The 25988-nt window shown below is 57.7% G+C and carries 26 protein-coding genes; 11 read left to right on the forward strand and 15 right to left on the reverse strand.

What is annotated here, in order from left to right; all coding sequences use genetic code 11:
* Nucleotides 1-31 precede the first annotated feature (31 nt).
* The 4 genes from AC236I_RS11635 (at nt 32) to AC236I_RS11650 (ending at nt 5384) form a co-directional block, all read left to right on the forward strand.
* Nucleotides 32-952 carry an N-acetylmuramic acid 6-phosphate etherase gene (locus tag AC236I_RS11635; protein ID WP_004862501.1) on the forward strand — a complete coding sequence of 307 codons (921 nt, stop codon included), beginning with the start codon at nt 32-34 and terminating at the stop codon, nt 950-952.
* Between the two features lie 271 nt (nt 953-1223).
* The gene (mqo, locus tag AC236I_RS11640; protein ID WP_015584232.1) at nt 1224-2882 is read left to right on the forward strand and encodes a malate dehydrogenase (quinone); all 1659 of its coding nucleotides are present in this window, start codon (nt 1224-1226) and stop codon (nt 2880-2882) included.
* Between the two features lie 212 nt (nt 2883-3094).
* Nucleotides 3095-4297 (forward strand): multidrug effflux MFS transporter, encoded by a 1203-nt coding sequence (locus AC236I_RS11645; RefSeq protein ID WP_487608811.1) that lies wholly within the window; start codon nt 3095-3097, stop codon nt 4295-4297.
* Nucleotides 4298-4457: 160 nt separating this feature from the next.
* A complete protein-coding gene (locus AC236I_RS11650) occupies nt 4458-5384 on the forward strand; it encodes a LysR substrate-binding domain-containing protein (RefSeq protein WP_004862492.1) in 927 nt (308 codons plus the stop codon).
* Here AC236I_RS11650 and mdcH read toward each other — a convergent pair.
* The 9 genes from mdcH to AC236I_RS11695 all read right to left on the reverse strand — a co-directional run bounded on the left by mdcH (nt 5374) and on the right by AC236I_RS11695 (nt 14118).
* Nucleotides 5374-6276, reverse strand: coding sequence for a malonate decarboxylase subunit epsilon (gene mdcH / locus AC236I_RS11655; RefSeq protein WP_099843702.1), 903 nt, complete (start codon nt 6274-6276; stop codon nt 5374-5376). The genes AC236I_RS11650 and mdcH overlap by 11 nt on opposite strands.
* Nucleotides 6273-6893, reverse strand: coding sequence for a malonate decarboxylase holo-ACP synthase (locus AC236I_RS11660; protein ID WP_004862489.1), 621 nt, complete (start codon nt 6891-6893; stop codon nt 6273-6275). Before AC236I_RS11660 ends, mdcH begins: the two co-directional genes overlap by 4 nt.
* 1 nt (nt 6894) lies before the next feature.
* Nucleotides 6895-7854 (reverse strand): AEC family transporter, encoded by a 960-nt coding sequence (locus AC236I_RS11665; protein ID WP_004862487.1) that lies wholly within the window; start codon nt 7852-7854, stop codon nt 6895-6897.
* A 269-nt stretch (nt 7855-8123) separates the two neighbouring features.
* Nucleotides 8124-8924: a biotin-independent malonate decarboxylase subunit gamma gene (mdcE, locus tag AC236I_RS11670; RefSeq protein WP_064359421.1), complete on the reverse strand. Its 801-nt coding sequence runs from the start codon at nt 8922-8924 to the stop codon at nt 8124-8126.
* Nucleotides 8924-9757 (reverse strand): biotin-independent malonate decarboxylase subunit beta, encoded by an 834-nt coding sequence (locus tag AC236I_RS11675; RefSeq protein WP_032717519.1) that lies wholly within the window; start codon nt 9755-9757, stop codon nt 8924-8926. The genes mdcE and AC236I_RS11675 overlap by 1 nt, the downstream gene beginning before the upstream one ends.
* Nucleotides 9750-10049, reverse strand: coding sequence for a malonate decarboxylase acyl carrier protein (gene mdcC / locus AC236I_RS11680; RefSeq protein WP_004862481.1), 300 nt, complete (start codon nt 10047-10049; stop codon nt 9750-9752). Before mdcC ends, AC236I_RS11675 begins: the two co-directional genes overlap by 8 nt.
* Nucleotides 10050-10059: 10 nt before the next feature.
* A complete protein-coding gene (locus AC236I_RS11685; RefSeq protein ID WP_134936442.1) occupies nt 10060-10920 on the reverse strand; it encodes a triphosphoribosyl-dephospho-CoA synthase in 861 nt (286 codons plus the stop codon).
* Nucleotides 10920-12575: a malonate decarboxylase subunit alpha gene (gene mdcA / locus AC236I_RS11690; protein WP_487608812.1), complete on the reverse strand. Its 1656-nt coding sequence runs from the start codon at nt 12573-12575 to the stop codon at nt 10920-10922. The genes AC236I_RS11685 and mdcA overlap by 1 nt, the downstream gene beginning before the upstream one ends.
* 511 nt (nt 12576-13086) lie before the next feature.
* Nucleotides 13087-14118, reverse strand: coding sequence for an AI-2E family transporter (locus AC236I_RS11695; RefSeq protein ID WP_004862473.1), 1032 nt, complete (start codon nt 14116-14118; stop codon nt 13087-13089).
* Between the two features lie 353 nt (nt 14119-14471).
* Here AC236I_RS11695 and AC236I_RS11700 point away from each other — a divergent pair, with 353 nt between their 5' ends.
* From AC236I_RS11700 to AC236I_RS11715, 4 genes are all read left to right on the forward strand, one after another.
* Entirely contained in the window at nt 14472-14552 is an 81-nt protein-coding gene (locus tag AC236I_RS11700) for a hypothetical protein (protein WP_463732742.1), read from the forward strand.
* A gap of 115 nt (nt 14553-14667) precedes the next feature.
* Nucleotides 14668-15030, forward strand: a complete 363-nt coding sequence (mdtJ, locus tag AC236I_RS11705) for a multidrug/spermidine efflux SMR transporter subunit MdtJ (protein ID WP_487608813.1) — start codon at nt 14668-14670, stop codon at nt 15028-15030.
* A complete protein-coding gene (gene mdtI / locus AC236I_RS11710; RefSeq protein WP_004862469.1) occupies nt 15017-15346 on the forward strand; it encodes a multidrug/spermidine efflux SMR transporter subunit MdtI in 330 nt (109 codons plus the stop codon). The genes mdtJ and mdtI overlap by 14 nt, the downstream gene beginning before the upstream one ends.
* A gap of 105 nt (nt 15347-15451) precedes the next feature.
* Nucleotides 15452-17608 carry a putative bifunctional diguanylate cyclase/phosphodiesterase gene (locus AC236I_RS11715; RefSeq protein ID WP_004862467.1) on the forward strand — a complete coding sequence of 719 codons (2157 nt, stop codon included), beginning with the start codon at nt 15452-15454 and terminating at the stop codon, nt 17606-17608.
* Nucleotides 17609-17612: 4 nt separating this feature from the next.
* Here AC236I_RS11715 and AC236I_RS11720 read toward each other — a convergent pair whose 3' ends face one another.
* The gene (locus AC236I_RS11720) at nt 17613-18425 is read right to left on the reverse strand and encodes a trypsin-like serine peptidase (RefSeq protein ID WP_004862464.1); all 813 of its coding nucleotides are present in this window, start codon (nt 18423-18425) and stop codon (nt 17613-17615) included.
* A gap of 661 nt (nt 18426-19086) precedes the next feature.
* Nucleotides 19087-20004, reverse strand: a complete 918-nt coding sequence (locus AC236I_RS11725; protein WP_032724363.1) for a LysR substrate-binding domain-containing protein — start codon at nt 20002-20004, stop codon at nt 19087-19089.
* Nucleotides 20005-20122: 118 nt separating this feature from the next.
* On the opposite strand from AC236I_RS11725, the gene AC236I_RS11730 reads away from it, so the two are divergent.
* The gene (locus AC236I_RS11730; RefSeq protein ID WP_015584236.1) at nt 20123-20731 is read left to right on the forward strand and encodes a LysE family translocator; all 609 of its coding nucleotides are present in this window, start codon (nt 20123-20125) and stop codon (nt 20729-20731) included.
* Between the two features lie 184 nt (nt 20732-20915).
* On the opposite strand, the gene ydgU is transcribed toward AC236I_RS11730, so the two are convergent.
* The 3 genes from ydgU to AC236I_RS11745 all read right to left on the reverse strand — a co-directional run bounded on the left by ydgU (nt 20916) and on the right by AC236I_RS11745 (nt 23216).
* Complete coding sequence (gene ydgU / locus AC236I_RS11735) at nt 20916-20999, reverse strand: small membrane protein YdgU (RefSeq protein WP_099130682.1); 84 nt, start codon at nt 20997-20999, stop codon at nt 20916-20918.
* 69 nt (nt 21000-21068) lie between these two features.
* The gene (gene asr / locus AC236I_RS11740; protein WP_015584237.1) at nt 21069-21545 is read right to left on the reverse strand and encodes an acid resistance repetitive basic protein Asr; all 477 of its coding nucleotides are present in this window, start codon (nt 21543-21545) and stop codon (nt 21069-21071) included.
* A gap of 183 nt (nt 21546-21728) precedes the next feature.
* Entirely contained in the window at nt 21729-23216 is a 1488-nt protein-coding gene (locus AC236I_RS11745) for a carboxypeptidase M32 (protein WP_004862454.1), read from the reverse strand.
* A 266-nt stretch (nt 23217-23482) separates the two neighbouring features.
* Between AC236I_RS11745 and AC236I_RS11750 the strand changes: the two genes are divergently transcribed.
* A complete protein-coding gene (locus AC236I_RS11750; protein WP_004862449.1) occupies nt 23483-23575 on the forward strand; it encodes a KPN_01571 family protein in 93 nt (30 codons plus the stop codon).
* Between the two features lie 34 nt (nt 23576-23609).
* On the opposite strand, the gene AC236I_RS11755 is transcribed toward AC236I_RS11750, so the two are convergent.
* Nucleotides 23610-24860 (reverse strand): MFS transporter, encoded by a 1251-nt coding sequence (locus AC236I_RS11755; RefSeq protein ID WP_004862448.1) that lies wholly within the window; start codon nt 24858-24860, stop codon nt 23610-23612.
* A 117-nt stretch (nt 24861-24977) separates the two neighbouring features.
* On the opposite strand from AC236I_RS11755, the gene AC236I_RS11760 reads away from it, so the two are divergent.
* Nucleotides 24978-25880 carry a LysR family transcriptional regulator gene (locus AC236I_RS11760; RefSeq protein ID WP_004862447.1) on the forward strand — a complete coding sequence of 301 codons (903 nt, stop codon included), beginning with the start codon at nt 24978-24980 and terminating at the stop codon, nt 25878-25880.
* Nucleotides 25881-25988 lie beyond the last annotated feature (108 nt).

A 25988-nucleotide genomic window follows, 5' to 3' on the forward strand; every position in this document is an offset into this window, starting at 1 on the left:
TGAATATGGAGTTATTTAAAAGGAGGTTTTTATGAGCAGTAAGCCAACCGCATCAATGATGGAACGACGCCACCCTGAAACTCACCACATCGACACTCTCGCCACCCTCGATATGCTGACCCTGCTGCATAAAGACAATCGGCAAATTGCCGACGCCGTCGGGGCCTGTTTACCGGAGGTTGCCCGTCTCGTCGATAATGCCGCCGCAGCCCTGAGCCGGGGAGGGCGGCTGGTGATTGTCGGCGCCGGAGCATCCGGCCGCGCGGCGCTACAGACGGTCAGCGAGTATACGCCGGAAGAGAAACATTCGCTGGTTGGCCTCATTGCCGGCGGCCCCGCAGCCGCGCTGCAGGAGATGGAGACGGCCGCTAACGATTACGATCTCGGGGCGCTTGAGCTGCAGGCTATCCGTTTCACCAGCAACGATATGCTGCTGGCGCTGACGGTTAGCGGACAAACGCCGTGGGTGTGGGGCGCGATGCGTCACGCCTGGTCGCTCGGTGCGCCAATTGCGGTACTGACGCAGCAAGCGGAGAGTGAAGCCGCCCAACTGGCGGATATCATTATCGCGCCGCAAACCGGGCCAGAAGCGGTGGCGGGGTTCGGTAACCCGAAAGCGCAGCTGGCGCAGCGGCAGATCCTCACGATGCTGACTACCGGGCTGGCGATTCGCAGCGGCAGGGTTTACAGCAACCTGCGGGTCGATCTGCAGGCCATTAGCCCGCGCTGGACTGAGCGCCAGATTGCCATCGTCATGACGGCCACCGACTGCTCGCGCAGCGAGGCCAAAGCCGCGCTGGCCAGCTGTAATCAGCATGTGCGCACGGCAATCCTGATGCTGATGACCGGGCTCGACGCCTGGCAGGCGCGGGATCTGCTGGCGGAAAATAACGATCGTTTGCGCCTCGCGCTGCAGGAGACAAAGCGTTCGACGCTGAGCAGCGTAAATTGAATGATGCGGCGCGCAATCGCGCGCCGTAATGCCGCGAGGGCGACGGGATGATAAATAACTAAATAAACCGGCGGGAATTATTTAACCCCTTAATTGCCGCCGTTATTTTCTGATTTTTATTTTTTCGCGCGATATTTTACTTTTTTAAGTTAAAAAAGTATTTGTCAGAAATTGATTAACTGTGCGGAAAATGTAAATGATATTTTAAAATATAATAGAAATGCGTTAACATGTTTGCACTTATTTCATTGTGCTATGCGATAATTCTATTATGCCTGCAATAAAAAAATCTATCTTATCTGTGACCGCCCTGGCGATGTTTGTCAGCACCGCGTCGTATGCGAATACTGATACCGCTCAAAAAACCGATTTCCTGCTGATCGGCGGCGGAATTATGAGCGCCTCCCTCGGCACCTGGCTGCAGGAATTACAGCCGGACTGGAAACAGGTGATGGTCGAGAAGCTGGATGGCGTTGCGCTGGAATCCTCTAACGGCTGGAACAACGCCGGGACCGGCCACTCAGCGAATATGGAGCTGAACTATACGCCGGAGCGTGCGGACGGTTCCATTGATGTCAGCAAAGCGCTGGATATTAACGAGCAGTTTATGATCTCCCGCCAGTTCTGGACGGCGCAGGTCAAACGCGGCATTTTGCACGATCCGCACGCCTTTATTAATTCCACGCCGCATATGAGTTTCGTCTGGGGTGATAATGTGGAGTATCTGCAAAAGCGGTATACCGCATTGCAGCAGACGACGTTATTCCAGGGTATGAAATTCTCCACCGATCACGCGCAAATTAAACAGTGGGCGCCGCTGGTGATGGAAGGGCGCGATCCGCAACAAAAAGTGGCGGCGACCTGGACTCCGGTTGGCACCGACGTCAACTACGGCGAAATTACCCGTCAGCTGATCGGCAGCCTGAAGAAAAATAATAATTTCTCGCTGCAGACCTCTTCTGAAGTCACCGGGTTTAAACGCAATGGCGATAATTCATGGCACGTGACGATCAAAAACGTCAATAGCGGTCAGGAACAGGCGATCGATGCGAAATATGTCTTTATCGGTGCCGGCGGCGGCGCGCTGAAATTACTGCAAAAAACCGGCATTCCGGAAGCGGATAATTACGCGGGCTTCCCGGTCGGCGGCTCCTTCCTGATGACGGAAAATCCGGACGTGACGAAGCAACATCTGGAAAAAGTGTACGGTCAGGCCTCCGTTGGCGCACCGCCGATGTCGGTTCCGCACCTCGATGCCCGTTTCATCGATGGTAAGCGCGTGGTGCTGTTCGGGCCGTTTGCGACTTTCTCGACCAAATTCCTCAAAAATGGTTCCTTTATGGACCTGCTGAGCACCACCACTACCGATAACGTACTGCCGATGACCCACGTGGGGCTCGACAACTTCGATCTGGTGAAATACCTGATTAGCCAGGTGATGTTGAACGATGATGACCGCTTTGCGGCGCTGAAAGAGTACTATCCGGACGCGCGTAAAGAAGACTGGAAACTGATCCAGGCCGGCCAGCGCGTGCAGATTATCAAGAAAGATGCCGACAAGGGCGGAGTCCTGAAGCTGGGTACCGAAGTGGTGGTCGATCAACAGAAAACCATCTCGGCGCTGCTGGGGGCATCACCGGGGGCATCCACCGCGGCACCGATCACCCTTAACGTCCTTAAGCAGATGTTCCCGGAGCAGTTTGCTTCTGCGCAGTGGCAGAACCGCATTCATGCTATCGTACCGAGCTACGGGCAGAAGCTGAACGATAACCCGGCGCTGACGCAGCAGGTGTGGGATGATACCGCCGCGACGCTGCAGCTGGTGAAACCGCCGGTCATCGACATGAGCAAGACTCAGCCAGCGGTGACCACCGCGAAGCCGGCCGAAGCAAAACCTGCGGAGTCAGCACAGCACGATATGGCGCTGTAATCTGACATAACGTCCGTCACAAAGCATGCCAGTTGGTCTGTCGCCAGCTGGCTTTTTTTTGCGGATACGCCTGCCATCCACGCGGCGTACCCTCTGCGCGCCTATTCATGAATGCGGCTCATAACCTCGATACGGTGGCAGGGGATTATCCGCCGCTCCTTTCTCGTTAACATACCTCGCTCTGTATCACTCTCTCCTGACGGATATCTCACATGACTGTGCCGCAAAAAAATGCCGCCAGCGGACCGCTGTTTATTTTGATTTTAAGCGGGCTGATGGCGTTCGCTTCGTTATCCACCGATATTTATCTGCCCGCCATGCCGGTTATGGCGGCGGAATTGCAGGGTGACGCCGAACTGACGATTACCGGTTTTTTAATCGGTTTTGCCCTGGCGCAGCTCATCTGGGGGCCGGTGAGCGACCGTCTTGGTCGTCGCACGCCGCTGTTTATCGGTATGGTGCTGTTTATCATCGGCTCCGCGGGTTGCGCGCTCTCAGACAGCATCGATCGGATTATTTTCTGGCGCGTTTTTCAGGCTCTGGGGGCCTGTACCGGGCCCATGCTGGCGCGGGCGATGGTACGCGATCTCTTTGCCCGGACCCGCGCCGCGCAGATGCTCTCGACGCTGACCATTGTGATGGCCATTGCACCGATTATCGGGCCGCTGATGGGCGGGCAGATGATAAGAGTCACCAGCTGGCATGCCATTTTCTGGCTACTGGCGGGCATTGGTCTGGTGATGCTGATGGCGCTACGCTGGCTGCCGGAGACGCTGCCGCCGGAGCGACGCCAGCAGGGATCGCCGCTGAAGGCGTTTCATCACTACGGGCAGCTGCTGCGCAATCGCATTTTCATGCGCTATACCCTGAGTCTGACCTGTTATTACGTCGCCGCTTACGCTTTTATTACCGGTTCGCCGGATGTCTATATTCGCTATTTCGGCGTTGAACCGCAGCACTATGGCTGGTTATTTGCGGTCAATATTCTCGGCGTGATGACCATGAGCCTGGTTAACCGCCGTCTGGTTCAGCGTTATGCATTGGGGGATCTGCTCAAAGCGGCGCTGGTTGTGGCCTCTCTGGCGATGGCGGCGATGGCGTTCAGCGTCAAATTGCATCACGGCGGTCTCGTTGGGATCGCCCTGTGCGTGTTTCTCTTTTTCTCCATGAACGGCGTGATTGCCGCCACCTCAACGGCGGCAGCGCTGGATGAGGCGGGGGCGTTTGCCGGTTCGGCATCGGCCTTCATCGGCTCGCTGCAATATGGCAGCGGAATCGTCTCTTCACTGCTGCTGGCCGGATTACATGATGGTACACCCTGGACGATGACGTGGATTATGGGGGCCTTTACGCTTGCCAGCCTGCTGCTGGCCTGGACGCCGTCGGCACCGTTGCCTGATGAATTAAACGCCTGATTTCAGGCCGGTTCAGGTTTATCACTGACGGCGGCAGCGGTTCTCGCCGCGAGGAGATGCGACAGGCCCTGAACTTGCGCCCCGTTAAAACTTTCGCCGCGGATTGTGGTTATACTGGCTTGAATTGACAAGAAAAAAGCGGAAATACGGGGCGAAAATAATGAAAGACGACATTAATCAGGAGATAACCTTCCGCAAACTGTCGATATTTATGATGTTTATGGTTAAGGGGAATATTGCCAGAACCGCCGAAGCCATGGAGCTCAGCGGGGTGAGCGTTCATCGGGCGCTGCATACCCTTGAAGAGGGGGTTGGCTGTTCGCTGTTTGTACATAAGGGGCGAAATTTACTGCCGCTGCCGGCGGCCTGGACACTGCTGGAGTATTGCCAGGATGTCACCAGTTTAATGACCCGCGGGCTGGAAGCGACGCGCAAGGTGGCCGGCGTCGGCCAGGGGCGTCTGCGCATTGGCACACTCTACTCGCTAACTCTTGAGACGGTGCCGCGAATTATTATGGGTATGAAGCTACGACGGCCCGAACTGGAGCTCGATCTGACCATGGGATCCAACCAGATGCTGCTGGATATGCTGGAAGACGATGCTCTCGACGCCATTCTGATCGCGACCAATGAAGGGGAGTTCAGTAATACTGCCTTTGATGTGGTCCCGCTGTTTGAAGACGATATTTTCCTCGCCGCACCGGCGGCGGAAAAACTCGACAGCGTGCTGCCTGCCGACCTGCGCGACTATGCAGACCGCAAATTTGTCTCGCTGGCCGAAGGATTTGCCACCTATGCCGGGTTCCAGGAAGCCTTTCAGGTGGCGGGATTCGAACCCGAAATTGTGACCCGGGTGAACGATATCTTCTCAATGATTAGCCTGGTGCAGGCCGGCGTCGGTTTTGCGCTGCTGCCAGGACGCATGAAGAAAGTGTATGAAAACGATGTGCAGCTGTTAAAGCTGGCGGAACCCTACCAGATGCGCCAGCTGATCTCTATCGTCTATGCCCACCATCGTGAACGTGACGCCGATCTGCTGGCGCTGGCGGCAGAAGGGCGAATGTACGCCCGCAGTCTTAACCGTTAAGCCGCTGCGCCAGATGACGCACGACCGCCACGCCGCTACTCTCAAGCGCCAGACTCTCTCCCTGCCAGCCCGCCTGGCGGGTGAGGCAGGTGAGTACACCGCCGGGCGGCATCTCTATTGCCAGTCGGGCGTCGCGCTCCTGGGCTGCGACGACGGTCTCCTGCCAGCGTACCGTCCGCGCCATATTCATCGCCAGATCGTCGGCGATCCGCTGCGGATCCCACAGTACCCGCGCGGTGGAACCGCTCAGGTAAGCGCAGCGCGGGCGCTGCAACGAGACCTGTGTGAAGGCTTGCGCCAGCGCGGCTGCCGGGGCGTCCAGCAGCGCGCAGTGCGAGGGAACGCTGACCGCCAGCCGCTGTGCTTTAGTGGCGCCGATGGCCAGCGCTTTCTGCGCTACGCGCGCCATCGCCTCATCGGTGCCGGCAATCACAATCTGCGTGTCGGCATTGAGGTTAGCGATGTAGGTCTCTCCCGCGATCAGCAGCGCCTCCACCCGATCCCGCGTCAGCCCCATAATCGCGGTCAGGCCGTAACCGTGCGGATAGGCCTGTTCCATTAAATCGCCGCGTCGCGCCACCAGGCGCAGTGCGCTGGCGAAATCCAGCGCCCCGGCGATGACTGCGGCAGGAAAGGCGCCGATCGACAACCCGCTGACGATATCCGGCTGGACCCCCTGGCGCTGTAGTTCCCGCGCCCAGGCGACGCCGGTGATAAGCAGGCACAGCTGCACGGCCCGGGTGTGCCTGAGCGCCTCGACGCTATCTAAGGTGACGATCTCTTCCCCGAGTACGCTGCGGGCCTCGGCGAGGATCGCCTCACGGTGAGGGATGACGCCGAGCATACCCGGGCGCTGGTTTCCCTGACCGGGAAAGGTAAAGAGAATTTTCATGCTTCCTCCCTGTGCCAGGGCGTAGTGGTCAGGCGCGCGCCCCGGGACGTTTTCAGCAATACGCGGCCATCGCGCAGCCATTCATTCAACGCAAAGGCGCCGAACGGCGTTTCAATCTGGGTGTCGGCCCGACACGGCAGTTTCGCAACCTGCGTCTGCCACTGCCGTAGCTCATCCCCGGTCAGCGGCATAGGGGCGCGGATCAGCAAATCGAGATCGCTGTCGGCGTGCAGAACGGGAATTTCGCTGGCAAGCGCATAGCCGGTGCTGCCGGTAATGCCCCACAGCCACGGCCACGCGAAGGTCGTCAGTAAAATAGCCGCCTGAACCGGCGGCTGGGAAACAAACGGTGAGTGCAGCAGGCGTTCGCGGTCGGTGAGCGCTTCCGGCGTCACCACCCGGGAAACCGCCTCTGCCTTCACCCATCCGGCGGCGCGCTGTTCGCGCTTCATGCCGCGCACGCCCACCGGAATATCATGGTTTTCATTTACATCGCGCCGCACCACCACCGGCAAACCGGGGTGCCACTGGGTGGCCACCCACGCCTCCTCAACGGTCAGTAAGGCGTTGGCGTTGTTCAGCCACAGTAAATCGTGCGGGCGCGGGGTAAAGGTCATATCAGAGTCCGGAAGTCAGAGTAATAAACAGCGGTAACGACAGGATACACAGAACGGAGCTCAACAGCAGCACGGCTTCGGCATCCGGTGACTGGACGCCAAAGCGGTTGCCGAACACCACGCCGAAGAAACCGGCAGACAGCGCAATCATCAGGATAGCGGTGATCGCCACCGAACCGTGCAGCCCGAATGCCAGAACGATACCCCAGGCGATAAACGGCTGGATCAGCAGCTTGGCGATGGTTGCGATGCCGACCATCGCGTTCAGCTTCAGCTTACGGGCAGACAGAATGACCCCGGTCAGGAACAGCGCGGCAGCCGTTGCTGAGAGGCCCAGCGGTTTGATCGCCGCCAGCAGCAGGTCTGGCATGGTGATGCCTATCGCCGAAAGGATCACGCCGAGCAGCGGGCCCATGACGATAGGTTTTTTCAGCGAGCGCCACATCAGCACCGGTAGCATCGCCAGGGTAGAACCGCTGTTTTCCCCGGCGGCGCGCGCTTTTTCACGTTCGAGGATCAGCAGGCAAAACGGGGTCATCAGTACCGAGCCGCAGGCAATGGATACCGCCACGGACAGCGAGGTGGCGGAGCTTTCGCCCAGCACGCTACCGAGTATTGGCAGGCCGAGTGCGGCATAGTTCGGCAGCGCCACGGTGAGGGTCAGCACCGCCGCGTCCTGCGGCGACTTTTTAAACACGCCGGTGGCCAGGAAGTAGATCGCCGCATAGGTCACCCACATGGCGCCGGTCAGCACCACAATCAGCGGGGATTGCGCGACGATTCCCGCCCACGGCGTCTGTACGGTGGCGCTGAACAGCGCGGCCGGCAGGGCAAAGTCCATCACGAAGATATTCAGCAGCGACACGTTTTTATTGTCGACCATTTTGGCTTTGCCGGCCCAGAAGCCCAGCAGCATGATGAGAAAAATCGGCGCCAGGGCATGAACAATTACATAAGTCATAGAGTACTCACCTGTAGATAAAAAAAGAGATACGCGTCGTCCTTCACGCTGCCTGTGCGTTGGCTGCCTTCCCGGCTCCCGGTCACTGACTCAACTCAGCTCATGGGGATTGACTCAGCTGCCGCCTTGGGCCAGCGTGAATGATTCAGCGTATTGGGCTAATTGCGATGTTTTTAGTTTTCTAAAAGCCGCGAGCCGTGGGCGCTATGCTGCGCCCGACGGTAGCCGCTTTCGGCAGGTCTTTTTTTACGTACTTCTGATGTTGCCCGTTACCAGCTGGCGCGCATCCGCTCGCGGACCAGGGCAGAGCTACGGCGATTTTCCGCGCCGAGACGGTTTTTCAGCGTTGGGTCTTTGCGCGCATCGGAAATGGCCTTTTGCACGCTGATCTCCACCAGTGCCAGGTCAGCATCAGACGGGGCATCCGGATTGCTGAGATTGAGCAGGTCGGAGAGCAGACCGAGCGTGGCGTAATTGCTGACGTCGTAGGCCATGGGGGGAATGGTCGCCGCCAGTTTTTCCAGCGCCTCGACGGTGCGTAGCGTGATCCGCGCGGCGGACGCTTTGCCCATCGCATGCACCAGCACGCCTTTGTCGTTGATGGCAATCAGACGGTTGGCCTGGTAGCCGTGCGCCAGAAACGCGCCTGACATTGCCTTACCAACGATCAGGCCGATCACCGGATGACCCGCCAGGCGCGCTTTTGCATACGCGCCTGCGGCACCGGCCAGCGCCTGGTGGATACCGAACGCCTCTTCGCGGCGGCCATAGGCCTGGCTTGGGACGTCGATGACCGCCACTATCGGGCGTTTTACGTCGCTGTTGGCGTCGGCATCGATGGTTTCATTGACCACTTTCGCCAGCGTCCAGCCTTCCAGCAGACCCACTTCGCCTTTGGCGGCGCGCGGGTAGTGGTTGTTGGCATCCGGCACCACGGCGATGAAGCGCACGCTTGCGCCGTTCAGTTCACCGTCAGCGACCTGTACTGAAGGGCACAGGCCGTTCATGCGCGGCGCGTTCGGCGCCAGTTTTTCCAGCCATACGGCCCCACGGCTATTGGACTGAGTCATCATTTCACCTCCCGGGCAAAAAGCTGTTTGATCTGCGCGGTATCCGCCTGCTGGCGGGTATCGAAGTGGGTCAGGCGGGCCAGGTAATCCGCATATTTATCGCTGCGGTGTTGTGCCGGGACGCCTTTGGCAATGGCCTCATTCATTGCCGATTTCACCGCATCGATGCCGTCACCGACCAGCGCATCGACCAGCCCGCTTGCATAACGGATTTCGCCGCCGGTCATGCTCCAGATAAACGGGCGATCGCGGGAATCGTACTCTTCGATTCCGGCTTCCTGCTCGATAACCTGCGGGCCGTTGAGACCCAGACGCGCCTCGCGGGTGACAATCAGATAGCTGCACAGGGCGGCGGCGATAGACATCCCGCCGAAACAGCCGACGGTGCCCGCGATAATGCCGACCACCGGGGTGTAGCGCCGCAGGTCCACAATCGCCGCATGAATGTCGGCAATCGCCGCGAGGCCGAGGTTGGCCTCCTGCAGGCGCACGCCGCCGGTTTCGAGGCACAGAACCGCCAGCGTCGGGATGCCGTTGCGGTTGTCTTCGGCCGCCAGTTCCAGTGCCGCCGCCATTTTCGCGCCGGAGACTTCACCCATGCTACCGCCCTGGAAGGTACCTTCGATGGCAATGACCACCGCAGACTGGCCGTTGATGGTGCCGCGAGCGACCACCATGCCGTCGTCGGACTGCGGTACCACGCCCTGCGGCGCGAGCCACGGCGACATCATGCCGGCGAACGGATCGAGCAGTTCGCGGTAGCTGCCTTGATCAAGCAGCGTCCGGGCACGTTCACGGGCGCGTAATTCAATAAAGCTGCGGTCGTTACGCATGGGAAACCTCCTCAAAAACCTGTTCGATGCGAATGCGCGCCACGCCCGGCGTCGCGCCGAAGTCGTGAATAATCAGCGTGCCCGCAGGCAGGCCGTTGATCAGATTCAGACGGTCAAACAGCGCGTTCCAGCGGTGAGTGCTGTTGTCTACGGAGGTGGTGATATCGATGTTGAGCGTGTCGCCGATGGCCGCGGTGAACAGCACTTCCATATCACCGGAGCCTACGACGCCTGCCAGAGCTTTACCGCTGAGGGTACGGCTGGCAGGGAATGACAATGTAATGTGTTCCATAACATCCTCTTTAAATTGAGCAAGACGCGGGCTGGCTGACCCTGTCGAGAAACAGCGTGGCGGCGAGCAAATCGGCGGCGCCGCCGGGCGAAGCGTTGAGGGCGAGCATCTGCGCGTCGAGTTCGGCGAGCGCTTTGCTGCCCTGAACCGTGGCGCTGCCGCCGGCACGCAACACGGCGCGCGCGCCGGCCTGCATCGCGTTGAGACCGGCCATTCCGGCGCGTGAAAGCACGCAGGTATCGCTGAGCGAGGTCATGATTGCTATCAGCGCGTCAAGACGAGCGGCGTTTTCATCCGCGCCCTGTGCGCGGCTGCGCAACAGCTGGGGCAGTGCCAGTTTCATCACGTGCGGGAAGGCCTGCTGCGCCTCTTCACGCGCGCCCGGTACCCGGTAACGGTGCGTCGCCTTCAGCCCTTTGCTGAAGACCTTCGGCGCGGCGCTGTCCGGCAGACGGGCGAGCAGGCCGGCAGTGTCCGCAATCTGCTGCGCGCTGGCGTTGGCGCTTAACATCGCGTTCGCGCTCACCAGTAATCCCAGAGCCCAAATTGCGCCGCGATGGGTATTCACGCCGTCGGTGGCCGCCATCATCTGCCGTTCGCCTTCGCGTCCTAAACGGCCAATGGTTTCGCGCAGGGCGATGTCGGCCGGGCGCTGCCAGCTCTGCTGGGCCAGCTGCAGAAACGTCGGGGTCAGGCTGTGCGCCGAGCGCTCCATCAGATCTAACGACAGGTCGTGATGGGCGCCGTTTCCCCGGCTGTCCACCAGACCCGGCTTCGGGCTTAATCGCGCTTCGTCGATCAGGCAGTCGCGGGCGATCCACGCCAGCGTCTCGGCCTGCAGCCCGGCATGAGTCTGTGACAGGAGTTTCATTACCAGCTCCGGAATTTGGCAGGTGGGTTGTAAAGACCGTCGGACCATTCGACCAGATCGGCAACGCTGCCGGCGGCGAGCAGGGAACGGGTCGCATCGCTGCGGCGAATACCGATATCTTCCGGATAGACCACTTTGCCGCTGCGACGTAGTTCGGCGACGAGTCTGGCATCGACGCCCAGACCGATGTCGGTGATGCCGGCCACGGCGGCGACCATTGCCCGCCGCTCTTCGAGGCTTTCCGCGCGATAGAGATAGGCGATACCCTCTTCGGTCAGCACGTGGGTGACGTCATCGCCGTAGATCATTACCGGGGCTAAAGGCATGCCGGAGGTTTTCGCCACCTCTACCGCATCAAGTTTTTCCACAAAGGTCGGCTTCACGCCGGCCTGGAAGGTTTCGACCATCTGCACCACCAGCTTTTTGCCGCGCTGCATCGGGTCAGGTTCGGTGATCATGTTCAGCCAGGCCGGGGTCGCGTGGCGGCGACCGTGCGGGTCATGACCCATGTTCGGCGCACCGCCGAATCCGGAAAGCCGTCCGCGGGTGACGGTTGAGGAGTTTGCGAGGCCATCAACCTGTAGGGTGGAGCCGATAAACATATCGACCGCGTACTGACCCGCCAGCTGGCAGAAGGCGCGGTTAGAACGCATAGAGCCATCGGCGCCGGTAAAGAACACATCCGGGCGGGCGCGGATGTACTCTTCCATCCCCAGTTCGCCGCCGAAGCAGTGGACGCTTTCCACCCAGCCGCTTTCGATGGCCGGGATCAGCGTCGGATGCGGGTTAAGCGTCCAGTGCTTACAGATTTTGCCTTTCAGCCCCAGCTGTTCACCATAGGTCGGGAGCAGCAGCTCAATGGCGGCGGTGTTAAAGCCGATCCCGTGGTTGAGAGACTGCACCTGATGTTCCGCGTAGATGCCTTTAATCGCCATCATCGCCATCAGAATATGTTCTTGTTTAATCAGGCGCGGGTCGCGGGTAAAGAGAGGTTCAATAAAGAACGGCTTATCGGCCACCACCACGTAGTCTATCCACGAGCCGGGGATATCGACGCGCGGAAGATCGCACTCGTCGTCGACCAGTTCGTTCACCTGGGCGATAACGATCCCGTCGTGGAAGGCGGCGGCTTCGACCAGCGCCGGGGTATCTTCGGTGCTGGGTCCGGTGTAAAGGTTGCCTTTGCGGTCGGCTTTATACCCGGCGATTAGCGCGACGTTGGGTGACAGGTCGACATACAGGCGAGAGTAAAGTTCGATGTAGGTGTGAATCGCGCCGATTTCCAGCAGACCATCTTCCAGCAGCTGCGAAATCCGCAGGCTTTGGGTACCGGAGAACGAGAAATCGAGCTTACGGGCAATCCCTTTTTCAAAGAGATCCAGATGCTCGCTGCGTCCGACGCTGGGCATGATCATATGCAGGTCGTGGATAGTTTGCGGGTTCACTTCCGCAAGCATGCGGGAGAGAAAATCGGCCTGTTTCTGGTTATTGCCCTCCAGTACGACGCGGTCGCCCGGTGCCAGCAGATGTTCCAGCGCCTCGACCAGCTGGTCGGTGGGGATAACCTTACCGGAGACGTTCGCGGCGGCCAGTCGCCGCTGCTTTTCCGTACGACGACGGTTCCAGACGCGCCCCGGCGATTGTTCGGCATTCATTATTAACCTCCTGATTCGACAGATCGTTTTGATTGTCCTGGTGTGGAAGTTAGTGTGCGACGCGCCGGGCAGCGCATCAATTAAGCCCGCTAAAGGATTGTTAGCCTGAGAGTAATAATTCTAAGGGAAATTATGTGACGGCGATCGAAGCAGAGGTTCAAGGTGTCGGCTAGAGGAGGACCAGAAGGAGAGGAATTAAAGGGCAAAATGCAGACATGCGAGGGCGTGCCAGCAGGAGATATCATGCGTTGCCGGGCGGAATCGAGCTGATTACATGAGCGTGAACATCTTTGACAATGCGCAAATGCCGGGTGTCGGCAACGCTTTCCGTCGGCCGACGATGCTCCGCTCGTTTTGCCAGACAGCGCTAAGAAGAGGCGGGGGGCGGATGTCAGAAGCACCCTGAGGTCGGGATCGTCTGGCATGAGAAATTCGCCAACAGCAGCGTGTTTACGCATCGACGAAGGGAAATCTGCCGCTGGCGGCCTTGTACCGCCAGCGCGAACAAAATCTATTTACTTAAATCACTCAGCAGCACGGCGATACTCCGCCCGCCGGGGCTCTGCTCAAGCGCGATTTTGACAATGATTGTCAATGGGACGGAAAGCAGCATGCCTACCGGTCCGAGCAACCATCCCCAGAAAATCAACGACAGAAATACCACCAGCGTCGATAGCCCCAGACCGCGCCCCATGATCCGCGGCTCAAGAATATTCCCGAACACCAGGTTAATCACCAGGTAGCCTGTGAGCACCACCAGCGCGTCGTACAGTCCGCCGAACACCAGCACCTGCAAAATAGGCGGAATGGCGGCCAGCACCGAGCCAATATTCGGAATATAGTTGAGGGCAAAGGCCAGCAGCCCCCACATAAAGGCGAAGCGAACGTCCAGCAGTACCAGCATGCCCCAGACCACCATCCCGGTGACCAGACTGATGGCGGTTTTTAGCACCAGGTAGTGAGAGACGCTGTCGATCGCGCGCTGTATGGCGCCCATACCTTCCACCGGTCTGGACATCAATTGTTGCAGCTTGGCCGGCAGCTGGGGCACTTCCAGCAGCATAAAGACCACCGTCAGCAGCAAGAGGAAGATTGAGGACATTGCGTTCGACAGCTGGGTAAGCAGGCTGGTTACCATCGTCATGACCGCGTTGGGGTCGATGTATTTATTCAACTCGACAACGGAAACGGTAAACCCAAATCGCTGTAGCCAGGGCGTCACGGTTTGCACCGGCTCGCTGAGGGAGGTGCGGTATTGCGGCAGCGTGCGCGCCAGTTCATTCAGCGAGGTACCTAATGAGGCCAGCAAAACCACCGCCAGCATGACAATCGCGCTGATTAATAACGAAATGGCCAGCACGCGCGGTACCCGACAGCGCATCATCAGCCGGACCACCGGGTTAATGACCACGGCGAGGAACAGCGCAAGGATGAACGGGACGATGATATCCGCGGCGAAGCGAATACCGGTGAGGATGATGACCAGCATGCCCAGCATGATGACAATCTTTAATCCATTAAGCGTAATGATGGGTTTAGCCATGTGTGTCCCTGAAAAAATGACCGGTTTTCCTCACAGTGTAGACCCGAATGCCGGGGTAAAATCAGCAAAAACTGCCTCGCTCAGGCAGAATGACTGCGCCGGCTAAAACGTCTACGGTGGTGAAAACAATTCGGTGGCGAAAATAAAAAAGTGAAGCGCCATCATAATGGCGATTGCCATCAGTAAAAGCTAATCAAAATCAAATGTCAGACGTAAAGAAGTGCAAAGACTTTGAGTATAATGTAGCATTATGGTACAAATTTACTGTGTGTAACTACCGAGGACAATACTCATCCGCAATGACGAGAAGCAATACCGCGGATAATTGTAATTTTATGGACAATCAGTTCAGGATGTATATTTCGACTCACCCTGCCGTTTCCTTCCCTGGCTGCCGCTTTGCCGGCGAGCAACACTGGCGCTCCGCGCTTTAGTCCTTTCTCTCTGCCTGAGCTGGCGCCCTGCGCACGGCTAAACAATCTCAGAATTTTTCCGGTTTACCTTCGCTGTAAGCCGCGGTGGATTATATTCTCTAGCAGGAGAAGGATTATGTTTTATTGGATCTTATTAGCGTTAGCAATCGTTGCTGAAATTACCGGCACACTTTCTATGAAATGGGCCAGCGTCAGCGGTGGACACATCGGCTTTATTTTAATGCTGGTGATGATTGCACTTTCCTATATATTTCTGGCTTTTGCCGTTAAAAAAATCGCCCTCGGTGTGGCCTATGCCCTGTGGGAGGGTATCGGTATTTTGCTGATCACTTTATTCAGCGTCCTGCTGTTTGATGAAGCGCTTTCGCCGATCAAAATGGCGGGGCTGGCGACGCTGGTGGTCGGGATCGTGTTAATTAAATCCGGTACCCAAAAAGCGGCGAAGCAGCCAACGGAGGCGGCCCATGCAACAGTTTGAGTGGATTCACGGCGCCTGGCTGGCGCTGGCCATCGTGCTGGAAATTGTCGCTAACGTCTTTTTGAAATTTTCAGACGGTTTTCGTCGTAAAGTATACGGCATACTGTCGCTGCTGGCGGTGCTGGGTGCCTTCAGCGCGCTCTCGCAGGCGGTGAAGGGCATTGACCTGTCGGTGGCCTATGCGCTGTGGGGCGGTTTCGGTATTGCCGCCACGATTGCCGCAGGATGGATTCTGTTCGGCCAACGCTTAAATCATAAAGGCTGGATTGGCGTGATATTGCTGGTGACCGGGATGGTGCTGATTAAACTGGCGTAATGTGATGCCGCCTGCTCCCGCGGGCGGCAAAATTTGTTCTCTGTATTATTCTTTAAAAAAGAGTACTGGCGGCGCGTTTACCTTTAGCCGTGATGAGGACAAAGAATGGTTAATTTGCCTGGCTGGCGCAATCTTCCCTCGGCCAAAACGCTTTCGGTCATGATCTTCCTCGCCGGTATCGGCCTCATTGTTTCTGTTATTTCTTTAATCTATCTTTCCCAGCATCTGATTAGTATTAAAACAAATGAAATCGACAGACATCGCTCCGTTCTTTCGGTGGATGGCGCGGTGCAGACATCGGTGAACCGCGTTCTCTCGCTGGTACTGGATAACTCGATTTGGGACGACGCGGTTAAACAAACCTACGCCCCGGTATTGAATACCGGCTGGCTGTATGACTCCTGGGGCTCGGGCTTCAAAATCAACAATCTTTACGACGGTACCTTTGTGCTCGATCAGCACTATCGCGTGCTGTGGGGATCGTTTCGCAGCCAGGCCTTTAACGAAACCGACATACGCTTTTTTGGCAGCGGTTTGCAATCGCTCATCGCCCGGCATGCTGAAGCATTGCGCAGCGGCAAAGGCGCCTACGCCGGTATTACCCGCACCCGTGAAGGCATCGCCTTTATTGGTATCGGACTGATTCGCCCGACGCTGGGGCGCTTACAGGTGCATGATGATACGCGTCGCTACCTGGTGGTCACCCGGCATATCAATGCCGAGATGCTGCAAAAACTGGGGAATACTTTTCAGATTAACGGCCTGCATGAGACGGAGGGCAGCGGTGAATATAGCATTCCGCTGCGTACCCATGGCGGGGAGATCATTGGCTATCTCAGCTGGCAGCCGCGTCTACCCGGCGCGGAGGCGGCGCATGCGGCGTCGAACAGTATCCGGCTTATCGCCCTGGTGGCCGCCAGCCTGATCCTGCTGTTTATTCTCTTCAGCTGCCTCGGGCTGTACAAACTCTCCTGTGGAGAGAAGCTGGCGCGTAAAATCGCGTTGACCGACTGGCTCAGCCAGTTGCCCAACCGCCGGGCGCTGATCGGGCGATTGAATCAGGAGTGCGATAAGTCGCAGCATGAGACCCAGTGCGTGGTGTTTATTGATCTCGACGGGTTTAAGGATGTCAACGACAACTATGGGCATGAGGTCGGCGACGCGCTGATTGCCCATATTGCGCGGGAGCTGCAGGAGCGGGTGCCGGGCGACGGTCTGCTGGCCCGTATGGGCGGCGATGAGTTTGCCATGACCATCAGCGGGGAGCAGGCGGTGGATCATGCATCGGCTTTTGCGTGGGCGGTGCTGGAGATGCTGAAGTCGCCGGTGAAGCTTAATGAGCGGAAAATTTACATCAGCGCCAGCATCGGTATTGCCAGCGGCACGCCCGCATCCTGTCCGAGTACCGAGCTGTTTCGCCGGGCCGATATTGCGATGTATCACTCGAAAAAATCGGGGAAAGGGCGTACCTCCTGGTATGACGAGACCCTCAACGATACCCGGCAATATCAGCTGAATATCGAAAACGGCATTCGCCAGGGGCTGGAAAACGATGAATTTGATGTCTGGTACCAGCCGATTGTTAACGCCGATACCCTGGTGATGGAGGGGGTCGAAGCGCTGTTGCGCTGGCCGCGTCGGCCGGAAGGGCCGCTGCCGCCGGATGTCTTTATCGGCATCGCGGAAAGCAGCGGTCTGATTTATGCGCTGGGGCAGTTTGCGCTCTACCGGGCCTGCTGCGATCTTCAGTCCATCGGGGAATTGATGCTGTCGGTGAATATCTCGCCCGCACAGTTTCGCGACCCGGAGTTTGAAACGCGCGTCGTCCAGGTGCTCGCCCGCTGCCATTTTCCGGCCCGCCGTTTGCAAATCGAGGTGACCGAGAGCTATGTGATGGAAAATCCCGCCCGCGCCCTTGCGGCGATTGAAAATTTGAAAGCGCTGGGGGCCGCGGTTGCGCTGGATGATTTTGGCATTGGCTATTCCAGCATCGGCTATCTGCGCAGTTTTCGCTTCGACACGCTTAAAATTGATAAATCGTTGGCCGGGCTGGTGGATGTAGATGCCCAGGCCGCGGAACTGGTTCGCGGGACCGTGCGTATCGCCGGAGCGCTGGGAATGACGGTGGTGGCCGAAGGGGTTGAGAATCAGCAGCAGCTGGCGCTGCTGCGGCGGGCGGGATGCGATCGGTTGCAGGGTTTTTACTTCAGCGAACCGATGCCGATCACATCATTGCTACAGCTGCGCCAGCAGCAGGGCTGATCGTTTACTCACCGGCCAGCGCTTCCAGCTTGTCACGAAAACCGGTCACCGAAATCGCCCGGTTATCCGCCCGCCAGCGATCTTTCGGACCGGGCGCTGAACTCTGTACGGCAATGACCTGCCAGCCGGTATCGGTTTTCAACAGCAGCGGCGAACCGCTGTCGCCGGGTAGCGTATCGCACTGATGAGACAGCACCGTGGTCTGCGCCCAGCCGGTCACAATGCAGTCCTGATGGCTGTATAAATTATCCAGATGGTCTTCCGGGTAGCCGGACTGGGTGACTTTTCTCTCAGACACCTTCAGCGCGGCGGTGAGATCGGCTTTATCGCCGCTAAACAGCGGGATCGGCGTGATGCCGCCCGGCGCGTAGCGTAAAACGATTAAGCCAAAGTCCCAGGGCGCAGCCGCCGACGGGACAATCCAGCCGTCGCCATCGGCTTTGAGCCGCTTACCCAGCGACGGGTCGACGCGACCTTCAATGCCGTGAATCTCATACACCCAGCCGCCTTTGCGGGAAATAAAGCGTAGCGCAACGGGTTTATCCGGCTTGCCTTTTGGCGGCGTCAGCAGACAGTGACCGGCGGTCAGCGCCAGATGCGGCGAAATGAGCGTGGCGGTACACAGATTGCCGCTGGCCGTTTCTAATTGACCAATGGCATCCCAGGGTTCCTCGGCAGGATTGTTGACCGGTTTGCGATCGTCATGACCGAAAAAAAGCGTCTTGATATCTTTCGCACTCATGCTGTCATCATCAGCGTGAGCAAACGGGGACAACAAACAAAATGAACACAGCAATAACAGTACGTCTCTACGCATATCACTCTCTGGGGAGAAATTATGTTTCTACATTGCATCCTTTTGCGTACTTCATGCGAATGAAGCCGCCGGGATGATTTTGTCTATATTGACAGTAGCAGGAGATTTAAGTTTATGAAAGTTAAGAGTAATTTTAATCAAAGCCCACGGCGGACAAAATTACCTCAAAACGGCTCTTTTTGGCGGAAGAATGAAGATAACTCAACCGGTTAGCACGCATCTTTCCATCGCGTTATTTCCGCAGAAAGCGCTAGCGGAAGCAACATAAATCGGGTTACGGAAAGTACCAAATCAGACGAAAAACAGGCAAGCGGGCCGCGCGGAGGGATCGGGAGTGTCATGCGCAGAACGCGACGGCGAGCAGTAAAAACAGACATTTCTTCAGCGGAAAATGCACTTCTTTACAGCATTCTCAGTTGCTTTCAATGTGAAACATTTTCTCACCGCAAATATTGTTATTCCTCTCTGCCGTTGAACAAACAGAGATGTTACCCCGGCGATGATATCCGCTAATTCTTATCTCCGGTTTCGGGAGGATGTATGTCTAAAAAAGGTATTCGTGCGTTAGTTTATGTTTCTCTCGCGTCGGTTTTTATCTGGGGCGCGGCGGGATATCTGGTTGTGCAGGCGGTACATGTTATGTAAACCGCCAGGACCGCAGTCACTTTGGCGGCTGACCCAGGCGGGTTAATCCATCCGGGAACGGCGCCGGGATATGTGCGAGTAAAAAGTGATACAGCAGGGCGACAGGCTGTGGATTAAGCCTCTTTTTGGGCCACACCAGGTAATAGCCCTCGCCGGTGGCAACGGCCTGCGGGAACGGAAGCGCCAGCAGGCCGCTGCGAATCGCTTGCAGACTCAAAAAGAGATCGCCCACCGAGACCCCGTGCCCGCTCATGGCCGCCATCGTGCCTTGTTCCAGACTATCAAAGACGATTCCCTGGTTTATCCCGGTCTGCGATAACGCTCCGGCATGCTGTAGCCAACGTCGCCAGTCCCGGCGATCGGTCGTCGGATGAATCAGCGGGCAGGCGGATAATCTCTGGCGAGCGGCCTCGACCATGGACGGGGCGCAGATCGGAACCAGCCATTCGGCAAACAACAGCCTGTGGCAGGTCTCTTCGCCGAAATGACCATCGCCGAGCAGAATCGCGCAATCGTAAGGCTCGCGGCTGAAGTCTACGCTGTCTCTGTCCATCCACACGCTGCTCATCTCTATGACCGGTCGCGGATGCTGCTGGCGAAAGCGCTGCAACACATCCAGCAGCCAGCGCATGGTGAGTGTCGACGGCGATTTCAGCCGCAGCTTGCCCGCCTGATGGCGCAAGGTCTGGCAGGCGCTGTCAATGGCGGCAAAGTTTTCCGCCAGCGCGCTGGCGAGCTGCCTTCCCGCATCGGTGAGCATCACTTTTGGCCCCTGACGGGTAAACAGCTGGCAGTCAAACCAGGCCTCAAGCGTGCTGATATGGCGGCTGACCGCCCCGGGGGTAACGTGCAGCGCCGCAGCGGCTTTGCTAAAGGAGCCAAGGCGGGCGGCGGTTTCAAAAGCGCGGAGGGCATACAGCGGCGGCATCGACATATCGGTCAGCTTTCTATATTGAGTTAAACTCACATTCAAACTCACCATTTGTCGTTTTTCAATCCTGAAATCTAAATAGAAAATGCGCTGACCTGAAAAAAAAGAGTGAGTCAGTATCATGAACTATGCATTGATGGCGGGATACAGCATGACGGTGCTGGCGCTGATTGCTACGCCGGGGCCGGTGGTGCTACTGGTGACCGGCTGCGCCGCCAGAGACGGGGCTTCATCGGCAGTGCGTACGATGATAGGTAGCAATCTCGCGTCGCTGGTGCTGATGGCCGTTGCGGCGGCAATGTTGACCGGCGCCGTGGCGATCCATCCCGACATTCTGCTGCTGTTGGCGGCGCTGGGGTCCATCTATATTACGTGGCTTGCTCTGAGTATGCTGCGTCCGTCGCCTGTGACACCTGGCGCGGCGACCGCGCGAGGCGGCGTGTGGTCGGGGTTCGTGACCGCGCTGAGTAATCCTAAGGACATTCTGTTCTTTGCCGCGTTTTTCCCGCAGTTTATCCAGATTACCAGTGATGTTGGCCTGAGCCTTGGTCTGTTGAGCATCATCTGGGTGGCTATCGATCTTGGGGTGCTGTCGTTCTATATCCTCGCCATTCGGCGCTGGCTGGCCCCGGCGCATGCCCATCGCTTAACGACAATTGCCGCCTGCTTTTTGCTGATCCTTGGGGTGTATGGCGTGGGGTATCATTTCTGGCTGCTGGCAGGTTATTAGCGCTTTCTCGCTACGGGAGGAGCAGCGGTCTGCTGGCGTGACCTTGTGATGAAAATCAGCGCATTGATGCGGTATTCACCGCGCAATCCGACGGGGCGGCAAGGAGGAGCAACGTAGACGGTGACAGCATGGTGAGATGTCGGGCCGGAGAGTCGCTGCGCAGAGTGATGAAGCGCCGTCTTATTCAGTAGAGGAAAAAGCGGGTCGCAATCAGCGCGCAGAGAATTAACAGGATCAGGATGAGCTCAAAACGATAGCGCCGCAGCATAAGTGCCCTCCAGAAAAAAACGGCGCTGAAACAGCGCCGGTTTATGATTAACCTGACTTACCGGAAGAATTAAGCAGCCGGTTGTGCAGCAGGTTTAGCGGCCTGATGTTTAGTAGTTTTGTGGTGTTTTTTAGCAGCCTGAGCTTTCTGGGCTACTGGTTTGGTTGCCGCTTTGTGGTGTTTTTTAGCGGCCTGGGCTTTCTGGGCTACTGGTTTGGTTGCTGCTTTGTGGTGTTTTTTCGCGGCCTGGGCTTTCTGTTCAGCGGCCGGTTTGGCGGCGGCTTTGTGATGTTTTTTCGCGGCCTGAGCTTTCTGTTCGGCGGCCGGTTTGGCGGCGGCTTTGTGGTGTTTTTTCGCGGCCTGAGCTTTCTGCTCAGCGGCCGGTTTGGCAGCGGCTTTGTGATGTTTTTTATGATGAGTGGTTTTGGCAGTGGTGCTGTGAGTTGCAGCAGCCGGAGCCTGAGTGGTGCTTACTGCGTCAGCAGCGAAAGCAGCAGAAGACAGACCCATAGCAGCGGCAACGACCAGAGCTAATACTTTTTTCATTCTGATATCCTCGAAATTGTTTTTTCAGTGAACCCCACTGCGGGGCCGTTGAAAGAACTATATGCCTCTCTTTTCTGGCTTTCCGTGAGTGTTTGGTATCGGCGTGTAACGATATGTACAACCGAAACTGAGACGAGGATATTTCGGTGAGCGCCGGGGAGTGCCCCGGCGCGACGGAGGCATTTACAGGTAGCGTGCGCTGAGATGCTGGCGGAAATAGTCGCTGTTCAGATCTTCCCCGGTGGCGTTAATGATCAGCTGTGAGGTGCTGAACCGGCTGCCGTGCTGCCAGATATTCTGCTGTAGCCAGGCAAACAGCGTCGTGAAATCACCGTTGGCAATGTTGGCCTCCAGCTGCGGCAACGCGCGCTTCGCGGCAGCCATCAGCTGCGCGGCGTACATGGCGCCGAGGGTGTAGGAAGGGAAGTAACCAAACCCGCCATCGGTCCAGTGAATATCCTGCATACAGCCATTACGATAATTGCCGGTGGTAGAGAGTCCCAGCCAGCTTTGCATTTTCTCATCCCACAGCGCGGGAATATCGTCTACCTCGATGTCACCATCGATCAGCGCCCGCTCGATCTCATAGCGCAGGATAACATGGGCCGGATAGCTGACCTCGTCAGCATCCACGCGGATATAACCCGGCTTGACGCGCTGGTTCCAGGCAATGAAATTCTCAGTGCTGAAGGCCGGCTGTTCGCCAAAACGCTGACGCACGGCCGGCAGCAAGCGTTTCAGGAAGGCATCGCTGCGTCCGAGCTGCATTTCGAAGAACAGGCTTTGCGATTCGTGGATCGCCGTTGAGCGGGCCAGCGCCACCGGTTGATCGAGCCATTTACGCGGCAGGTTTTGTTCATAGCGCGCATGACCGGTTTCATGAATCACACCGAACAGGGCGCTGAGCAGATCTTCTTCGTTATAGCGCGTGGTGATGCGCACATCCTGCGGCACGCCGCCGCAGAACGGATGGGCGCTGATATCCAGACGCCCGCCATCAAAATCAAAACCCAGAATCCGCATGGCTTCCAGTCCCAGCTCACGCTGTTCAGCGATCGGGAACGGCCCCTGCGGCGCAACCGGCGGGGTCAGGGACTGCTTTTCGACGACGCTGGCGAGCAGAGCCGGCAGCCAGGATTTGAGATCGGCAAACAACACGTCAAGCCGCGCGCTGGTCATATCCGGTTCGAAAATATCCAGCAGGGCATCATAGCGAGAGCACCCTTTCGCCCCGGCGCGAATCGCCGCTTCTTCACGGCTCAGCTTCACCACCTCGCGCAGGTTTTCGGCGAAACCTTCCCAGTCGTTCGCCGGGCGCTGGCTGCGCCAGGCATGTTCGCAGCGGCTGCCTGCCAGCGATTTGGCCTCAACCAGACTTTCCGGCAGCAGCGCCGCCTGTTCGTACTGGCGAGTCATTTCGCGCAGATTCGCTTGTTCAACGTCGTTCAGATTTTCCTGGCGTGCGTTGCGCAGCGCTTCAGCCACGCTCTTATCCGTCAGGATTTGATGCTGCAGCACGCCCAGTTCCGCCAGAGCCTCGCCTCGCGCGGCGCTGCCGCCCGGCGGCATCATGGCGAACATATCCCAGCCGGCGATAGCGCCGAGATGCGAGAAGCGGGAAAGACGCTGGAAAGTGCGGGTAAGCTGCTGATAGTTTTTGTTGTCAGTCATGTTTAGTTTGGCCTGTTGCGAGTGAACGAAAGGCGTTGCCCGTTGACCTCTACACTATCCTGATCCGCGCCAATCTTCCACACGAGACGCAAGGCTCGCCGGGCCGTCCGGCAGAGCGATCGGTGGGGACGGACTATCGCGCCAGTTTTTTCGCCTGGCCGGGAGCAGGATCGAAATATTGTCACATTGATGTGGTCAGAATAGCGGATTCTTTTTGAGCAGCGGCTAAACTTATTTTGGGCACAGGCCGTCGTTCGGGAGTCATTATGAATCCGTTCACTATGCTATTTATTGCACTGCTGTCTATCGATGCCGTCAGAGAGCTATTGGGGGCGTCGTCGGTACTGGGCATGTGGTGAAAGACGTGGCCGATAAAGGCCACGTGAAGAGAGATTATTGCAGACGTTTGTGCAGGCAAACGCCGGTAAGCAGTGCGGCCATTAGCATCAGCGCGATAAAGCCACCCACGCCGTTCCAGCCATAGTTATGCCAGAATACCCCGCCTAATGTCCCCGCAATACTGGAGCCGAGATAGTAGCTGAACAGGTACAGCGACGATGCCTGGCCGCGGGCGCGGCGCGCACGAGGACCAATCCAGCTGCTGGCGACCGAGTGGGCGGCAAAGAAGCCGGCGGAGAACAGCAGCATGCCCGCAAATATCAGCCACAGAGAGGAGAACAGGGTCAGCGTCAGCCCGGCCAGCATAACGGCGGTAAAGGCAAGCATCACCGGGCCGCGGCCGTAGCGTGCGGTCATTGCCCCGGCCTTCGGGGAACTCCAGGTCCCGGTCAGATATGCGACGGAGAGCAGGCCAACCACCGCCTGACTCAGCGACCAGGGCGACATCATCAGGCGATAGCCAATGTAGTTGAAGAGGGTGACAAAAGACCCCATCAGCAGGAATCCTTCGAGGAACAGCAGCGGCAGCCCGCGATCGCGCCAGTGCAGGTGCAGGTTAATCAGCAGGGTTTTGGGGCGCAGCGAACTCGGGCGGAAGTGTCGCGATTCCGGCAGGATTCGCCAGAACATAATGGCCGAGGCTAACGCGAAGCAGCTGATCACCGCCAGCGCCACGCGCCAGCCGAAAAAGTCGGTGAAAACCCCGGTCAGCAGACGGCCGCTCATTCCGCCAATCGAGTTGCCGCTGATGTACAGTCCCATGGAAAAGGCGACGACGCTGGGGTGGATCTCCTCACTCAGATAGGTCATCCCGACTGCCGCCACGCCGCTTAGCGACAGGCCAATCAGCGCCCGCATAATCAAAATGCCGTGCCAGCTCGACATCATCGTAGACAGTAAAGAACAGCATGAGGCCAGCACCAGCGCGGTGACCATCACCTGTTTACGGCCGATAGCATCCGAAAGCGGGCCGGTAAACAGCAGGCCAACGGCGAGCATCGCGGTGGAAATCGACAGCGAAACGCTGCTGCTGGCGGGTGTCACGCCAAATTCGGTCGAGAGCACCGGCAGAATCGGTTGAACGCAGTAAAGCAGGGCGAAAGTGGCCAGACCGGCGGAGAAGAGGGCGAGAGTGACCCGAATAAACTGGGGGGTACCGCGCTTAATAAACTGATTTGGCTGGGATATAACATTGTCGCTGACCTCGCTTGCCGGCACGGTATCAACGGTAGTTGTACGACTCACGGAAAAATCCTTGCTGAGAACACAGAGTTAGGAAACATCACAGATCACATTTTAAGGGTATGAAAATGTAAATATTCTGTCTAATATATTAATAATCTCAAATAAGACGTTTTAGATATGAATATCGAGCTGCGTCATCTCCGCTACTTCATTGCCGTCGCCGAAGAGCTCCATTTTGGCCGGGCAGCGGCACGGCTGAACATTTCACAGCCGCCGTTAAGCCAGCAGATTCAGATACTTGAACAACAGATTGGCGCACGCCTCTTCGCCAGAACCAACCGCAGCGTGAGTCTGACGGCGGCGGGTCGCCAGTTTCTTGCCGACAGTCGGCACATTCTCAGTCTGGTCGACGATGCGGCGGCGCGCGCAAGCCGTCTGCATCACGGTGAAACCGGGGAGCTACACATCGGCTTTACCTCCTCCGCACCGTTCATCAAGGCGGTTTCCGATACGCTGTCCACCTTTCGCCGGCGCTACCCGGACGTGCATATCCAGACCCGGGAAACCAATACCCGCGAGCAGATTGTGCCGCTGAACGAAGGCGCCCTCGATCTGGGGCTGATGCGCAATACGCAGCTGCCGGAGACCCTGGTCTGGGAACGGGTACTGCGCGAACCGCTGCTGGCGATGGTGCCGAGCGACCATCCCCTCGCGCGTCAGGAGGCGGTAAGCCTGATCGAACTGGCCCGCGAACCGTTCGTCTTTTTTGACCCGCACGTCGGAACCGGACTGTATGACGACATTCTGGGGCTGATGCGACGCTATGGTCAGACGCCGATGATCGCTCAGGAGGTGGGCGAGGCGATGACGATTATCGGCCTGGTGGCTTCCGGGCTGGGGGTATCGATATTACCGGCGTCGTTTAAGCGGGTGCAGCTCAACGAGATGCGCTGGCTACCCATTAAAGAACAGGATGCGGTTTCGGAAATGTGGCTGGTGTGGTCGAAGCATCATGAACAGAGTCAGGCGGCGCAACGCTTTCGTGAATACCTTCTTGCCGCCGCTGCGGTGAATAATTAAGACTAAAAACAGTCAAAAACGTGCGGTAAATCACAAGGCTAAGTAAAAATTTGACGAGTGCTACCGAAGTGCTTCACCATAGCTAAAAGTTTATTTCGAAGCGCGAAA

It is taken from the genome of Klebsiella sp. Sb-30, from assembly GCF_057652795.1.